The organism is Rhodococcus sp. DMU2021 (assembly GCF_019641445.1).
Classification (GTDB): domain Bacteria; phylum Actinomycetota; class Actinomycetes; order Mycobacteriales; family Mycobacteriaceae; genus Rhodococcus; species Rhodococcus pyridinivorans.
Genome location: NZ_JAIFKB010000001.1, coordinates 720,849 through 736,332 on the forward strand (window position 1 = coordinate 720,849; position 15,484 = coordinate 736,332).

Annotated in this window: 12 protein-coding genes and 2 pseudogenes; 10 read left to right on the top strand and 4 right to left on the bottom strand. The window is 66.8% G+C overall.

Annotated elements, in window-relative coordinates:
• Nucleotides 1-276: 276 nt before the first annotated feature.
• On the top strand, nt 277-996 hold the full coding sequence (locus K3M35_RS03350) for a PadR family transcriptional regulator (protein WP_254707533.1): 720 nt from the start codon (nt 277-279) through the stop codon (nt 994-996).
• 77 nt (nt 997-1,073) lie between these two features.
• A pseudogene (locus K3M35_RS03355) lies at nt 1,074-2,475 on the top strand (MFS transporter).
• A gap of 97 nt (nt 2,476-2,572) precedes the next feature.
• Here K3M35_RS03355 and K3M35_RS03360 read toward each other — a convergent pair.
• The 4 genes from K3M35_RS03360 to K3M35_RS03375 all read right to left on the bottom strand — a co-directional run bounded on the left by K3M35_RS03360 (nt 2,573) and on the right by K3M35_RS03375 (nt 4,780).
• A complete protein-coding gene (locus K3M35_RS03360; RefSeq protein ID WP_019289422.1) occupies nt 2,573-2,896 on the bottom strand; it encodes a pyrimidine/purine nucleoside phosphorylase in 324 nt (107 codons plus the stop codon).
• Nucleotides 2,897-3,100: 204 nt separating this feature from the next.
• The gene (locus K3M35_RS26840; RefSeq protein WP_217579789.1) at nt 3,101-3,793 is read right to left on the bottom strand and encodes an ABATE domain-containing protein; all 693 of its coding nucleotides are present in this window, start codon (nt 3,791-3,793) and stop codon (nt 3,101-3,103) included.
• 3 nt (nt 3,794-3,796) lie between these two features.
• Entirely contained in the window at nt 3,797-4,222 is a 426-nt protein-coding gene (locus K3M35_RS03370) for an amphi-Trp domain-containing protein (RefSeq protein ID WP_217579788.1), read from the bottom strand.
• A gap of 291 nt (nt 4,223-4,513) precedes the next feature.
• Nucleotides 4,514-4,780: a hypothetical protein gene (locus tag K3M35_RS03375; protein WP_138941536.1), complete on the bottom strand. Its 267-nt coding sequence runs from the start codon at nt 4,778-4,780 to the stop codon at nt 4,514-4,516.
• 184 nt (nt 4,781-4,964) lie between these two features.
• On the opposite strand from K3M35_RS03375, the gene K3M35_RS03380 reads away from it, so the two are divergent.
• The 8 genes and pseudogenes from K3M35_RS03380 to K3M35_RS03415 all read left to right on the top strand — a co-directional run.
• Complete coding sequence (locus K3M35_RS03380) at nt 4,965-6,620, top strand: acyclic terpene utilization AtuA family protein (protein WP_254707587.1); 1,656 nt, start codon at nt 4,965-4,967, stop codon at nt 6,618-6,620.
• A complete protein-coding gene (locus K3M35_RS03385; protein WP_217579786.1) occupies nt 6,617-8,215 on the top strand; it encodes an acyl-CoA carboxylase subunit beta in 1,599 nt (532 codons plus the stop codon). Before K3M35_RS03380 ends, K3M35_RS03385 begins: the two co-directional genes overlap by 4 nt.
• Before the next feature lie 7 nt (nt 8,216-8,222).
• The gene (locus K3M35_RS03390) at nt 8,223-10,259 is read left to right on the top strand and encodes a biotin carboxylase N-terminal domain-containing protein (protein WP_220665958.1); all 2,037 of its coding nucleotides are present in this window, start codon (nt 8,223-8,225) and stop codon (nt 10,257-10,259) included.
• Nucleotides 10,256-11,038: an enoyl-CoA hydratase family protein gene (locus tag K3M35_RS03395; RefSeq protein WP_217579784.1), complete on the top strand. Its 783-nt coding sequence runs from the start codon at nt 10,256-10,258 to the stop codon at nt 11,036-11,038. The genes K3M35_RS03390 and K3M35_RS03395 overlap by 4 nt, the downstream gene beginning before the upstream one ends.
• Nucleotides 11,039-11,403: 365 nt before the next feature.
• Nucleotides 11,404-12,297 carry an ABC transporter permease gene (locus K3M35_RS03400; RefSeq protein WP_094980473.1) on the top strand — a complete coding sequence of 298 codons (894 nt, stop codon included), beginning with the start codon at nt 11,404-11,406 and terminating at the stop codon, nt 12,295-12,297.
• Between the two features lie 56 nt (nt 12,298-12,353).
• Entirely contained in the window at nt 12,354-12,764 is a 411-nt protein-coding gene (locus K3M35_RS03405) for a lipopolysaccharide assembly LapA domain-containing protein (RefSeq protein WP_072740514.1), read from the top strand.
• Between the two features lie 79 nt (nt 12,765-12,843).
• Nucleotides 12,844-13,860, top strand: a complete 1,017-nt coding sequence (locus K3M35_RS03410; protein ID WP_217579783.1) for a glutamate--cysteine ligase — start codon at nt 12,844-12,846, stop codon at nt 13,858-13,860.
• 12 nt (nt 13,861-13,872) lie between these two features.
• Nucleotides 13,873-15,189, top strand: a pseudogene (locus K3M35_RS03415) (IS1380 family transposase); the annotation flags it as partial.
• Between the last annotated feature and the right edge of the window lie 295 nt (nt 15,190-15,484).

Genomic DNA, 15,484 nt, shown 5'->3' on the forward strand with positions numbered 1-15,484 from the left:
CGCTGCCGGTCAGCCGGGGAACTGGGCGTAGTTGAGGATCTGGGACGGCGACGCGGGATCATGCGCGACGTGAACGACGACCGGAATGCTCCCGACACCTGTCGGGGCCGGTGCGCGCTGCCCTGTCCGGCGTTCCGCAGACCTCGCGGGTCGATGGGGAGTCCAGGTCGGCCATGACGGATCCTCTCCTGCTCCGGAAGCGGCATCGAATGAAGCATCACCCTCGGTGCTGCGGAACCATGCGTAGCGGACTACTCGAAAGTCCTTCCTACGGACGTGCCCATCAGGTGTGCGTCGGCGAATCGGCCTCCACCCCCAGGCATTCTGCCACCCGGACGCGCCGATTCCGGGGTCGCTCGAGCGTGCCGATGTCGAGCGACCCAGTTTCTGCTCAGGCGCCGCGAGGACAACCTGATCAAGCTCCGGCCGAGCTCGCTGTACCACACCGTTTCCCGTCTCGCGGAAAGCGGACTGATCCGGCAGGAGGGCACCGAACGCGCAGGTAATCGGCCCGAGCGCACCACCTACAGCATCACCGAGGCCGGTGCCGCGACCGTGCGGGCCCGCCTCGCCGAGATCATCCGACGCCCGGTGCGGGAGTATCCGATCTTTCCCCTCGGCCTCGCCGAATCGCACAACCTTCCGGCCGACGAAGTCGTCGTCCTCCTCGGCGAGCGCATCGACAGGCTCGAGGAGGAACTTGTCGAGTTCGACGCGATCCGCACGTGGGCCGCGGACAACGGCGTGCCGCGTCGCTACTGGGTGGCCGTCGACTTCCTCCGGGACAGGACCGCCCACGAATCGGAGTGGCTTCGTGCACTGATCGAGGAGATCCGCGACGGCTCCCTGGTGTGGCAGAGCGTCGATGCCGCCGATCGACGACTTCCGGACCCGCCCCGTGATCTCGGCCGCGACTGGGGTGCGGCGCTGACGGATGAGACTCTCGCCGAACTGCGGAGGAGCAGTGCGGAAAGTAGCGGTCCCGGTCGGTCGTAGCGCAACGACCGAACCGGGACACCTCGACCCAATAGATCGCCGGTCGTGCTCGACCGGTACGAACAGGAACGAAATCGATCCAAACCGAACGTAATCCGTGGTGGGGCCTGTCGGCCCTGGTGGTCGGGTTCTTCATGATCCTGCTGGATCTGACCATCGTCGCGGTGGCCAACCCGGCGATCATGGCCGACCTGCAGGCCGACATCAATCAGGTCGTCTGGGTGGCCAACGCATATCTGCTCACCTATGCGGTGCCCCTGCTGTTCACCGGTCGTCTCGGCGACCGGTTCGGACCCAAGCACGTCTATCTCGCGGGCCTGGTGGTGTTCACCGCGGCGTCGCTGTGGTGCGCGACCTCCGGCACCATCGAGATGCTCATCGCCGCCCGCGCCGTCCAGGGACTCGGCGCGGCGCTGATGACGCCGCAGACGATGGCGATCATCACCCGCACCTTCGCGCCCGACAAGCGTGGCACCGCCATGGGTCTGTGGGGCGCGGTCGCCGGACTGGCCTCGCTGCTCGGGCCCCTCGTCGGCGGTGTACTGGTCGACTGGCAGGGCTGGAACTGGATCTTCTACATCAACGTCCCGGTCGGCATCATCGCCTTCGTGTTGGCGGCATGGCTGGTGCCCAGTCTCGAGACCCAACCGCACAAGTTCGACGTCGTCGGCGTGATCCTCAGCGGCGTCGGATTGTTCCTGCTGGTCTTCGGAATCCAGGAAGGTTCCAGCCGCGACTGGGACGTATGGACCTGGACGATGATCCTCGCGGGTATCGCGGTGATGGTGCTGTTCGTCTTCAACCAGGCGCGCAGCCATGACCGCCCTGATGGTTCCGGCCTACTTCTATCTCGAGACGGTCCGCGGATTCTCGCCCACGAAAGCCGCCCTGATCTTCGCCCCGATGGCGATCGTCACCGGTCTGACGGCACCGCTCATCGGTAAGTTCTCCGACCGGATGCCGCCCCGGGTGCTGCCCACCGTCGGCTTCACGCTCTTCTCCGCGACGATCTTCGGGTTCGCGGTGCTCATGACGCCGGACAGCCCCATCGTGCTGTTCCTGCTCATCGCCGGTATCGCCGGCCTGTCCAATTCGTGCATCTGGGCGCCGCTGGCCTCCACCGCAACGCACAACCTGCCGATCCACCAGGCGGGCGCCGGTGCCGGCATCTACAACACCACCCGCCAGGTCGGTTCGGTGCTGGGCAGCGCCGCGATCGGTGCTCTGATCTCGTCGCGGATGGCCGCCCAAGGATTGGGTGAGGTGCAGGCCGGTGAGGGCGGCGGAGCCGCGATGGGAGCCGGTCTCCCGGAGCAGATCGCCGAGAAGTTCAGCATCGTGCTGAGCCAGTCGATGCTCCTGCCCGCCTCGGTCCTGATCATCGGGATCGTGGCGTCGGCGATGTTCGTCGGCCACGCCTCGTCGCAGCGGAAGGCGCAGGCCGGCACTTCGGCCGACCGCGCAGAGGTCACCGGCTGAGTCGGGTTCGTATGTAGTGGCCCGGTCGCCACGAACGGAAGAACGCTCCCACCGAGCAGGACTCGGTGGGAGCGTTCTCGTTCGCTGGGGAGTGTGGTCAGCCGTAGTGGCAGACGTAGCTGACGGCTTCGGTGACCTCGATGTCGAACGACGAGTCGCCGGGCACCGAGAAGGAGTCGCCTGCGCCGTAGGAGGTCCAGTCCTCGCTGCCGGCGAGCCGGACGCGGCACGCGCCGCTGTGCAGCTCCATGACCTCGGGATCAGCGGTGCCGAAGTTCAGGGTCGCGGGCAGGATCACGCCGGCCGACTTGCGGGTTCCATCTGCCAGATGGAAGTTGTGGCTGACGCACTTGCCGTCGAAGTAGACGTTGGCACGCGGGTCGAGCGTCACGTTGGCGTAGGTCGAAGTCGGCTCACTCATGGGCTGGAGCGTAGCGAGGCGGGTGCAGGTCGCCGGTCGTCGGGGTCGGTGTGCGCCCGTCCGTCGCGAGGTGTATCTCAGGGGACCTTCACGGAGTCGACGATGTCGAGGTCCTCGAGCTGGTCTCGGTGCAGGAGGAACTGGCGCGGATCGGAACCGAGCTCGCCGACCGCTACGCCCGCTGACCGCTACGCCCGCTGACCGCTACGCCCGCTGACCGCAGATGGCGTTCGACGGGAGGCTCACAATGCAGAAGTGAGGCTCACAACCCGGAGGGTCGACCACCAGGGTTGTGAGCCTCGCTTTTCGGTTGTGAGCCTCGCTTTTCGGTTGTGAGCCTTCTGCGGGATGCGATTTCCGGCGCGTCCTTGCGGCGCGAGCGACACGTGCGCGATTGCCGCACACGTCACTGCACCAGTGCTGACGTGCGTTGAGTCGGGTGAAGTACAGCACGCACCGTGGTGCCTCGCACTTGCACAGCAAGGTTGCCGCGTGACCGGTTACCGCTGTGATTGCGGATACGGCGATTTCGGCGACCAATTCCTCGAACGGGTCGTGGGAGTCCGTGGTCCAGCGGACGTGGAGGCGATCGTCACCGACAACGATGCCGGGAGTGATGCGTGTGCGATCGAGCACCGTGCGCAGGTGGGCCGCTGCCTGGGCCGGATCACCGTCGAGCGTGTCGCGGTAGACGGAGCCGAGCGTGTCGCGGAGTTGTCGGAGTTGCGCGAGCTGGTCCTCGGTCGGTGTGAAAGGTGATCGAGGGAAGCTGATCTCTTCATTCAGTGTCTGCATCCACGCGTGGGCCCGGTCGGGCGAGTCGAACAGGTCGGTGATGCCGCGACCGTCGTAGTAGCGGCTGCTCAGGAAATTGGTGGACGGGCAGGGGCTGTGCATCGATCAGTCGGCGACGCGTTTACGTGGCCGGCCACGCCGCGCCGTCTTCTTGACCGGGGCTCTTCGTCGCGGCTCGGTTTGCTGCGGCTCGCCTTCGTCCTCGTCTTCACCCGGGTCCTCATCCGAACCTTCGGCGGTGTCCGCTTCCTCGTCCGGCTCCTCGTCCTCCTCCTCGTCCGCATCGGCTTTTGGGCTGTCGGATGGTGCGTCGCGCCAACTGAATTCGACCTCGATCTCGACCTGGGCGCCGTCCACCTCGATCTCGAGTTCCCATTCGAGTCGGTCGGCGACGACGAGCGAAATGGTGTCACCGCCCGAGTCCAGTTTCACTTCGGATCCCGTCGCCAAGGCGCGGCCGAGTGCGATCAACCGCTCGGATGCCTGCTTGCGGGAAAGTTCGGCCTTCTGCTTGATCTCCAGCTTCGGCACGGCAACTCCTGACCTCGGTGAAGTATGCATCCACGGTATCTGCCGCGGGGTAGGCAGGAGTCGTGAACGAGGAGTCGTGAACGAGGAGTCGTGACGATTTCGAGGTTCGCCGTCCTGGCAAGTTACGTGCGCGCGACCGATCGCGGCGAAAGTACTTCCGGGCGCGATTAGACTTGCCGGTGTCGCAGGCCTGCCGATGATGTCGGGCCCGGTGCCTTGCCGGTGCCGGTTCGTGTGGCGATGGTTCTGTTCGTGTTGCGACGGTCGACGGTGCGGTCGGTGGTTCTTCTGTCAGGAGTTGTCATGGCCCGTTCCGTTCGAGATGAAGAAGGCCGTTCGTCGGCAGATGAGGTGACGCTGCACGACCTCGAGATGGTGGTGCAGGCACTGACCGGCCGAGGTGCGGACGCAGATGCCGTCGAGTTCGGGAGCAGTCGAGGAGCCGCAGAGCCGGCCGGGCAATCCGACGTGCCGGATGGGAGGCGTCGTCGCCGCGCACAGCGGTGAGCCCGTTATCGGCGGTGAGGGGTACGACCAGGGGCCGCGTGAAACAGTCATGAGTGCTTGCTCCGAGAGCAGCGACATGTGACGCTGACCACATGGTGGAGTCGCGTGAGCTTCTCGACGATCTCTGTCCGCTCGTTACTCAGCGGACAGGACGCCCGGTCCAGGAGTGGATCGCGTGAGCCGCGTCGTGCGAATCGGCAACTGCTCCGGTTTCTACGGTGACCGTCTGTCGGCGATGCGCGAGATGCTCGAAGGCGGCGAACTCGACTATGTGACCGGTGACTACCTCGCCGAACTGACGATGCTCATCCTCGGTCGCGATCGTCTGAAGAATCCGGATCTCGGTTACGCCAAGACGTTCCTGCGGCAGGCCGAGGACTGCATGGGTCTTGCCCTCGACAAGGGGGTGCGGATCGTCGCGAACGCCGGGGGTCTCAATCCTGCGGGTCTGGCCGCGGCGCTGCGCACGGTTGCGGATCGGCTCGGTCTGTCCCCGCGCATCGCCCACGTCGAAGGCGACGATCTCCTTGCTCGCATCGACGAGTTCGGTTTCGACGCCGACCCGCGCCCGCTGACCGCCAACGCGTATCTCGGTGCGTGGGGCATTACGCGGTGCCTCGATGCCGGAGCCGATATCGTCGTGACCGGGCGCGTCACCGACGCTTCGGTGATCGTCGGTCCCGCCGCCGCCTACTTCGGTTGGGCTCCTGATGACTTCGATGCACTCGCGGGTGCTGTTGTCGCAGGGCACGTCATCGAATGCGGTACCCAGGCGACCGGCGGAAACTATGCGTTCTTCACCGAACTCGACGACCTCGTCCGCCCCGGATTCCCCATTGCCGAGATCGAAGCCGATGGCGCGGCGACCATCACGAAGCACCCGGGCACGGGAGGAGCCGTCACCGTCGGCACGGTCACCGCACAACTGCTGTACGAGGTGACGGGCGGACGCTACGCGAACCCCGATGTCACCGCGCGCATCGACACCGCCACGCTGAGCCGGGAAGCACCCGATCGTGTCCGCATCACCGGCGTGAAGGGCGAGCCGCCCCCACCGACCCTGAAGGTGTGCCTCAACGCGCTCGCCGGGTTCTACAACGAGGTCGTCTTCGTCCTCACCGGACTGGACATCGACGCGAAGGCCCAGTTGGTGCGATCCCAGATGGAATCGAATCTGCCGAGGCGGCCTGCCGAACTCGAATGGACTCTTGCTCGCACCGACCATGCCGATGCCGACACGGAGGAAACCGCGAGCGCTCTGCTGCGCTGCACTGCGCGCGATCCCGATCCCGACGTCGTCGGACGCGCATTCACCTCCACGGCGGTCGAGTTCGCCCTTGCAAGCTCTCCCGGGTTCTTCGTCACCGCTCCGCCCGGCCCGGGCACCGCCTACGGTGTCTACACGGCCGAGTACGTCGAGGCGACCCGCGTGCCGCACATTGCAGTGTTGCCAGACGGCACCCGCGTCGACATCCCGGCCGCGGCGACCACCCGGACCCTCGAACCGTTGCCGGACCCGAGTGTGCCCGCGCCGCTGTCGTCCGGACAGACTCGTCGCGTTCCGCTCGGCACGATCGCCGGTGCCCGCAGCGGCGACAAGGGCGGTGACGCCAACATCGGGTTGTGGGTCCGATCCGACGACGAATGGCAATGGCTTGCAAATACTCTCACCGTCGACACGCTGAAGGACCTGCTCCCCGAGATCGAACCCTTGCCTGTCACACGTCATCTGCTCCCGAACCTGCGGGCCGTGAACTTCGTAATCGAGGGAATCCTCGGTCGTGGCGTCGCCTCCCGTGCCCGCTTCGACCCCCAGGCCAAGGGCCTCGGTGAATGGTTGCGCGCCCGATACCTCGACATCCCCACCGTCCTGCTGGAGAAGCACACGTGAGCACCTTGATCTCGACCCTGGATGCCGGCTCCACCGAATACGGCGCAGCCGCCGATACAATGCGTGCTCGCCTGGCCGAACTCGACACAGAACACGGCAAGGCCCTCGCCGGCGGGGGAGAAAAGTACGTCCGGCGACACCACGACCGAGGCAAGTTGCTTGCGCGGGAGAGGATCGAACTGCTCCTCGACCCCGACTCGCCGTTCCTCGAGCTCTCACCGCTCGCGGCCTGGGGCACCGAGTTTCCCGTCGGCGGCAGCGTCGTCACGGGCATCGGTGTGGTCGAAGGCGTCGAATGTGTCATCGTGGCCACCGACCCCACCGTGCGCGGGGGAACTAGTAACCCGTGGACGCTCCGCAAGACGTTGCGTGCCGACGACATCGCCCTGCAGAACCGGATGCCGCTGATCTCCCTCGTAGAATCCGGCGGCGCGGATCTGCCCACGCAGAAAGAAGTGTTCATTCCCGGTGGCCGGCTCTTCCGCGATCTGAACCGGTTGTCGGCGGCAGGTATCCCCACGATCGCGGTGGTCTTCGGCAATTCGACCGCCGGCGGCGCATACATCCCCGGCATGTCCGACCACGTCGTGATGATCGAGAAGCGGTCGAAGGTGTTCCTCGCCGGCCCGCCGCTGGTGAAGATGGCCACCGGTGAGGAATCCGACGACGAGTCGCTCGGCGGCGCCGAGATGCACGCGCGTATCTCGGGTCTGGCCGACCACTTCGCGGTCGACGAACAGGACGCGGTGCGCATCGGTCGCAGCATTGTGCGGCGCCTCAACTACCGCAAGGCCGGCCCTGCACCCCGGACGGACGTACGCGAACCGCGGTACGACGCCGAGGAGCTGCTCGGGATCGTCCCTGAGGATCTTCGGCAACCCTTCGATCCGCGTGAGGTCATCGCCCGCGTCGTCGACGATTCCGACTTCGACGAGTTCAAACCGCTCTACGGGTCGTCGCTCGTGACCGGCTGGGCACAGGTGCACGGCTATCCGGTCGGGATTCTCGCCAACGCGCGCGGCGTGCTGTTCAACGAGGAATCGCAGAAGGCAGCCCAGTTCATCCAACTCGCGAACCGTGCCGATACGCCGCTGTTGTTCCTGCACAACACCACCGGGTACATGGTCGGTCGGGAATACGAGGAACGCGGCATGATCAAGCACGGGGCGATGATGATCAACGCGGTCGCCAACTCCACGGTGCCGCACATCTCCATCCTCATCGGCGCGTCCTACGGCGCCGGTCACTACGGCATGTGCGGACGTGCCTTCGAACCGCGGTTCCTGTTCGCGTGGCCCAGCGCCAAGTCTGCGGTCATGGGCGGTGCCCAACTGGCCGGGGTCATCTCTCTCGTCGGACGCGCTGCCGCGCAGGCACGCGGCCAGGACTTCGACGAGGCCGCCGACGAGGCGATGCGCGCGGCCGTCGAGAACCAGATCGAAGCCGAATCGCTGCCGATGTTCCTGTCCGGTCGTCTCTACGACGACGGCATCATCGACCCCCGCGATACCCGCACTGTGCTGGGACTGTGCTTGTCGGCTGTTGCCACCGCCCCGATCACAGGTGCCGAATCCTTCGGCGTCTTCCGGATGTGAGGTTCCCGTGACCGAATCGACCATCACCACGGTGCTCGTGGCGAATCGCGGGGAGATCGCCCGCCGCGTGTTCGCGTCGTGCCGTCGGGCCGGACTGGGGGCGATCGCAGTGTTCTCCGATGCCGACGCGAACAGTCCGCATGTCGGCGACGCCGATGCTGCCGTGCGACTTGCGGGAGTCACCCCTTCCGAGGCCTACCTCGACGGGAAGAAGATCGTCGCGGCAGCGTTGGCGACGGGCGCCGACGCGGTCCATCCGGGTTACGGATTCCTTTCCGAGAACGCACGATTCGCGCGCGAAGTGCTCGAGGCGGGGTTGATCTGGATCGGACCGCGCCCGGAGTCGATCGAACGGATGGGCTCGAAGGTCGAGGCCAAGAAGATCATGGCCGACACCGGTGTCCCTGTTCTTGCCGAACTCGACCCTGCCGACATCACCGACGCCGACCTCCCGGTGCTCGTCAAGGCCTCCGCAGGCGGCGGTGGGCGCGGAATGCGGGTGGTGCGGACATTGGCCGACCTGCCTGGGCAACTCGACGCGGCCCGCCGGGAGGCCGCGTCGGCGTTCGGCGACCCGACGGTGTTCTGCGAGCGGTATCTCGAGAACGGGCGGCACATCGAGGTCCAGATCCTCGCGGACCGCCACGGCACGGTGTGGGCGGTGGGCGAACGCGAATGCTCGATCCAACGTCGCCACCAGAAGGTGATCGAGGAAGCCCCCTCGCCGCTCGTCGACGCGATCGAGGGGATGCGCCCACGCCTGTTCGACGCCGCCCGGCGCGCCGCTCAGGCCATCGGGTACGAGGGCGCCGGCACCGTCGAGTTTCTCGCGGACCGCTCGGGGCGGTTCCACTTCCTGGAGATGAACACGCGCCTGCAGGTCGAGCATCCCATCACCGAATGCACGACCGGGCTCGATCTCGTCGATCTCCAGTTCCGCATCGCCGCCGGTGACCTCCTCGACCCCGAACCACCCCCGGTACACGGCCATTCCGTGGAGGCCAGGCTCTACGCCGAGGACCCGGCCCGAGACTGGCAACCGCAGTCCGGCACCGTGCACCGTTTCGCGCTGCCGCAGGAGGCACGCGAGTTCGACGTGCTCCGGCACACCGGTGTGCGCGTCGATTCCGGTGTCCTCGCGGGATCGGAGGTCGGGGTCCATTATGACGCGATGCTCGCCAAGATCATCTCGTACGCACCGACCCGTGACCGCGCGGTGCGGCTGCTGGCATCGACGTTGACGCGCACCGAGATCCACGGCATTGTCACCAACCGCGACCTCCTCGTCGCGGTGCTGAAACATCCCGCCTTCCGTGCGGGGGAGACCGACACCGCCTTCTTCGACACCCACGGACTCACGGAACTGTCGGCACCGCTCGCCTCAGCGCACGCGGAAGCGGTGTCCGCGATCGCCGCTGCTCTGGCGGAGTCGGCCACCAATCGCACCGCTGCCACGGTGAATGCGGGACTGCCCTCGGGATGGCGGAATCTGCCCTCGCAGCCGCAGGCCACACGATTCACGGGCGTCCACAATGACCACGTGGTGCGTTACCGAGTCACCCGCGACGGTGTCCACGTCGACAGCCGTGACGACCTCGGTGTCGTCGGGTTCGCCCCGGATCGCGTGGTTCTGGACGTCGACGGTGTCCGCCGGCATTTTGTGGTGGCGCGATACGGCGACGCGGTGCACGTCGACTCGTCGCTCGGACCGGTGCGCTTGACTGCGGTGCCGCGTTTCGTGGACCCCACCGCCCGAATTGCTGCAGGATCACTGCTCGCACCCATGCCGGGATCGGTGATCCGGCTCGGCGCTGCCGTCGGCGATGTGGTGGAAGCGGGGAGGCCGCTCGTGTGGCTCGAAGCGATGAAGATGGAGCACACCGTCACCGCACCCACTGCCGGCACGCTCACGACGCTCGCCGTCGAAGTCGGCGATCAGGTCGCCGTCGGCACCGTCCTCGCTGTCCTCACCCCGCACGACGTGTCCGCACCGGTCGAGAGCCCCGACAGCGAAGGGGGCCACCACATCAAGGAGTTGTCATGACCGAACCCGATCCGGTGGTGGTGGTGCGCTACGTCGTCGACCACGGCGCTGCGACACTGACCCTCGACTCCCCGCACAACCGCAACGCCCTGTCCGTACCGCTGCTGACCCAACTGAGCCGCGGACTCGTCGACGCGGCCGCCGACCCCGCCGTCCGCGCGGTCATCCTCACCCATACCGGTGGAACATTCTGTGCCGGAGCGGATCTGAGCGGCTCTTCCGGATCCGCGCAGGAAACGGCTGCCGCACGCACCCGCGACATGACGGCCTTGCTCCGGCAGATCCTGGAGCTCCCCAAGCCGGTCTTGGCCCGCATCGACGGGCACGTCCGCGCCGGCGGCATGGGTCTGATCGGTGCCTGCGACATCGTGGTCGCCGGGCCGGCGTCGACGTTCGCACTTACCGAGGCACGGCTCGGTCTGGCCGCGTCGATCATCTCCTTGACCGTGCTCCCGCGATTGTCGCCGCGCGCAGCGGCACGGTACTTCCTGACCGGCGAACGGTTCGGTCCCGAGGAGGCGTCCTCCGAGGGTCTCGTCACCCTGTCGGTGTCCGATACCGACGCTGTCCTGGTGGAGTTGCTCGCGGAGATCCGTGCCTGCTCACCGCAGGGTCTGGCCGAATCGAAACGCCTCGTCACGCAGCGGATCCTCGAGGACTTCGATCGTTACGGAGACGACCTGGCAGCACGTTCGGCGCGGATGTTCGGTTCCGAGGAAGCCGCGGAGGGGGTGACGGCGTTCCTACAGAAGCGGCGCCCGTGGTGGGACATTCGGTGAGAGGGTGTCACCCGAGGCCCTGCGTCATTTTGTGCGGAGCGAATACCGATCCTGCCGATCTCGTCACCGGGCGCCCGGTGCGCGAAACGACCGTCTCCACCCTGCTCGGCGACGCGGTGCTGAAAGTTCGTGGCACGCCCGGGCATCGGGTGGTCTCGATCGCATCGGATCTCGCCGGAGAGAACGGGTTCGAAATCGACGGCGACTCGGTGCTGCTGGATCTGCCGCCCGATCGCGGCCCGACGTCGTCCGCGCGCTCGTCGCCGACAGCATGGATGTGTTGTCGGTCGGACCGGCCGAACGCATCCTCGAGGACGTGTTCCTCGAAATGACCACTCGTTCCACACCCACGAAGGGGGCGTGACATGTCCGCCTCGACACTCCGCTCGCACTCCGATTCCACCTCACTTGCCGCACGGCACAACACCGTTGCTCGGAGCTTGCGTGCCGAGTTGTACCGGTTGCGTTCGTGGCCGGCGATGTGGACGACGGTCGGCACGTGGTTCCTGCTCGCGATGGTTTTCGGCTACGTATTCCCGTACGTCTCCTACACGACCGGAACGGCCGGCTTCTCCACGGAAGGGGAGCCGACCGAAGCGTTGCTGCAGAGCGTCCTGCCCGAATCGATCCCTGACGTCCTGGTCCAGGGCACACCGTTGTTCGGTGGTGCGCTCGTGCTCGTCCTGGGTGCTCTCATCGCCGGGAACGGGTACAGCTGGGGAACGTGGAAGACCGTGTTCACTCACGGCCGTCTGCGCCCGACAATCGGTGCCCTGCTCGCTCTTGCGGTGATCGTTGCCGCGATGGTGGTCGTCACCGCTGTGCTGTGCACGGTCGTGTCCGTCTCGCTCGCCACGATCGAAACACAACCGCTCACGATGCCGTCGGCCGGCGCACTTCTTCGCTCCGCGGGTGCGGCGTACCTCGTGTTCATGATGTGGGGAACGATCGGCTTCGCCCTCGGCACCTACGCCCGCAGTGCGGCGCTGTCGGTCGGCCTGGGGCTGGTATGGACGGTTGTCGTCGAGAATCTGCTGCGAGGCGTCGGCTCCGCGCTGCAGCTCGTCGAGGACGTGACGGCCTTCCTGTCGGGAACCGCAGCCGGATCGCTCGTCGGCGCGGTGACCGGGGGAGGGGAGGGCACACCCGGGGTGGTGGATGTGATCTCGGGACCGAGGGCGCTCATCACCGTCGCCGCCTACATTGCCGTCGCAGTGGTCGCCACCGGGATTCTGGTGCGGAGCCGGGACGTGAACTGACCGCAAAGATTCTGCCGGTGGGATAACCGGAACAGGGCCGGGGTACCCGATCGCACATGACGACCAGCTCGAGGGGCCCTGACGATTCGAACCCCGATTTCTCGGCGCCCGCGCGACGTAGCGATACTCCGGTACCCCCATCCGGGGCGACACCGGATCCGGACGCTCCCAGCAGGCTGCATCCCGACGTCGCCCGGGGCAAAGGCATCAGAGGCACCCGCACCGGGGCGTTGTGGACTGCCCTGATCGTCGGTGTGTTGATCCTGCTGTTGCTGTTGGTGTTCATCCTGCAGAACCTGGACAGCGTCACCCTCGAACTGTTCGCGTGGGACTTCTCGTTGCCGCTGGGTGTGGCACTGCTGTTCGCTGCGATCGCCGGAGCGGTGATCGTCGGCCTCGCCGGGGGCCTGCGGATTCTGCAGCTCCGCCACGCCGCCAACCGGCAACGCGCACGCACTGTCCGGTAAGACAGATCTCCGACTGCAGTACACCCACGCCGGCCGCTCTTCCTTCGTAGAGTGAAAGATCTCGAGTGGGGAGAACGCCATGGCCGCCACAGGACCGACCGACACCGCTCCTGTGCGCGGCGGGGCGGCGGCCACGATCGGCGTCGAAGAGGAATTCGTCCTGGTCGATCCCCGTACCGGTCGTCCCCTCCTGCGCAGTCTCTACGTGCTCGCGGCCGGACGCACACTCGGCATCGAGCTCGAGGTCGAGCTCTCCCCGTGTCAGGTCGAGACCGCCACCACGGTATGTACACACCTGCAGGACCTACGCGAAGAGCTGCGCCGCTCCCGCGCGACGGCCGCCGACGCCGCAGCGCGCGCAGGATGCCGGCTCGTAGCGGTCGGCACACCGATCTTCGAACCTCCGAGCGGATCGGTCACCGCCACGCCTCGCTACCAACGCATGGCACAGCACTATCGTGGCGTCGCCGACGGCGTGATCTGCGGATGCCACGTGCATATCGGTGTCGACGATCGTGACCGCGCGGCCCAGCTCATCAACCATCTGCGCCCATGGCTTCCCGCCCTGCTGGCGCTGACCGTCAACTCGCCGATCACCGACGGCCGGGACACCGGATATGCCAGCTGGCGATACCTGCGGTGGGGGCGCTGGCCGAGCGCGGGACTGCCCCCGCAGTGCGCCTCGGCCGCGGAATACGACGCGGCGGTCGAATCGCTGCTCACCACCGGCACGATCCTGGATCCTCGAATGGTCTATTGGGATGTGCGGATCTCCGCGCATCATCCGACCCTCGAAATCCGCATCGCGGACGTGCCCGCGACCGTCGAGGAGACCGTCACGCTGGCCACCTTGGTGTATGCATTGGTCGCCCAGGCGACGGCATCGATCGAACGCGGCGAGCCGACGCCCTCGGTCGATCAGGAGCTGCTGCGCGCGGCGTGCTGGAGAGCGGGGGTTCCTTCACCGATGTGGTTGCCGACGCGGCGCGACGCACTGTGGAGGGCTACGGGCCGGATCTGCGTCCGTCATGACCGACACGACAGCCGGGGTGCCGCGCTTGCGGACCGACGCTCATCGGGGAGCAGATCGTCCTAACCTCGAGCCGAGCTCGCACCGTATCGAAAACCGCTGACCCGACACGATCCCGACAAGATCGTGCTCGATCTCGCGACGGCATTCGCGATCGGTGGGGACTGCCTCGCCGACATCAGCCAACTGCGGGCTCACCCGGAGATCTTCGGTGCGGTGGCCTCCGACCCCACCGTCTCCCGCCTGATCAGCGTGTTGGCCGTCGACGCCGACACCGCGCTCGCCGCGATCGACCGGGCCCGCGCCACAGCCCGTCGCCACGCCTGGACCGCCGCCGGTGCGTCGGCTCCCGAGCACGCCGTCGACGAAGCGCATCCGCTGGTCCTCGACATCGATGTCACCGAAGGTCACCGCGCATTCCGAGAAGGAACAGGCCGCCCCGACGTTCACGCGAGGCTTCGGTTTCCATCTGCTGTGCGCGTTCGCCGACCACGGCGTGGGCGGCACCGGTGAACCCGTCGCGATGCTGCTGCGGCCCGGGCAACTCGGGATCGAACACCGCCGCCGATCCTCCCCCAAGCACTACGTGCAGGGCGGTACCCCCATCACCGTCGTGCAGGACGCACTCGCGCAGCTGCCGCTCTACCCGGGATACCGGGTCGGGAAGAAGGTGCTGGTGCGCATCGACGGTGCCGGCGACACCCACCAACTGATCGAGTATCTGACCAAGCGGCGCCTGTCGTACGCCCCCGCGAGCGGGAGGGACCCCCAGGTCGGATTGGGGTTGACCGACGCCCACGCCGAAGCGATCGACCTGGTTCCTGATCGGGCCTGGACCCCGGCCTACGACGCCGACGGACAGGTCCGCGACGGCGCCTGGGTGACGGAGTTGACCGGCCTGCTCGATCTGTCGTCGTGTCGACAGGCATGCGGGTGATCGTCCGGAAAGAGAGGCCGCATCCGGGTGCGCAGTTGCGGTTCACCGACCGGGACGGCCTACGCCTGACCGCGTTCGTCACCAACCCCCGGCGCGGGCAACTCCCGGACTTGGAGCTGCGGCACCGGCGTCGGGCCCGGTGCGAGGACCGGATCCGAGCAGCGAAAGTCACTGGGCTGCAGAATCTTCCGCTGCACGGTTTCGATCAGAACCGGATCTGGCTCGCGCTCGTGCAGCTCGCATGCGAGCTGACCGCGTGGATGCAGATGCTCGCATTCACCGAGGTTCCGGCACGCAGGTGGGAGCCGAAACGGCTACGACTGAGGCTGCTGTCGATCGCGGGGAGGATCGCCCGACACGTCCGCCGTGTTCGTCTGCCGCTGCCATCACAGCTCCGGATGTCGATGTCCTTCGTGGTCGGCCTGAATCGGCTCGCAGCGCTTCCTGCGCCTGCGTGACCTGCACGTACCTGCTCCATCGAGACGAAGGAACTGTTTCCGGGGCCGTGGACCTCGGCGTCACCCGACCGTGTCGGGCAGTCGACCGTGGATGCACACCGCATCCACGGTCTCCCCACCGAATCCGAAGCTGCTCAGTCCGACACGTGATCCGCGCGAAAGATCGAGGCTAAGCACAATACCGTTTACTTATGGCGATGGGACGGAGTCGCCTGAGAGGACGACAGGGCGGCGTCCGATATAGGGCGCGTTCCGCTGATACGGATGTTTGACGTGAAAGACGGACATCTTGCGT

Bases quoted from the DNA above. Each gene is read 5' to 3' on its own strand.
- K3M35_RS03360 (WP_019289422.1), bottom strand. From the start codon at position 2,896: ATGAGTGAGCCGACTTCGACCTACGCCAACGTGACGCTCGACCCGCGT.
- K3M35_RS26840 (WP_217579789.1), bottom strand. From the start codon at position 3,793: ATGCACAGCCCCTGCCCGTCCACCAATTTCCTGAGCAGCCGCTACTAC.
- K3M35_RS03375 (WP_138941536.1), bottom strand. From the start codon at position 4,780: ATGACTGTTTCACGCGGCCCCTGGTCGTACCCCTCACCGCCGATAACG.
- K3M35_RS03380 (WP_254707587.1), top strand. From the start codon at position 4,965: ATGCGCGAGATGCTCGAAGGCGGCGAACTCGACTATGTGACCGGTGAC.
- K3M35_RS03395 (WP_217579784.1), top strand. From the start codon at position 10,256: ATGACCGAACCCGATCCGGTGGTGGTGGTGCGCTACGTCGTCGACCAC.
- K3M35_RS03400 (WP_094980473.1), top strand. From the start codon at position 11,404: ATGTCCGCCTCGACACTCCGCTCGCACTCCGATTCCACCTCACTTGCC.
- K3M35_RS03405 (WP_072740514.1), top strand. From the start codon at position 12,354: ATGACGACCAGCTCGAGGGGCCCTGACGATTCGAACCCCGATTTCTCG.
- K3M35_RS03410 (WP_217579783.1), top strand. From the start codon at position 12,844: ATGGCCGCCACAGGACCGACCGACACCGCTCCTGTGCGCGGCGGGGCG.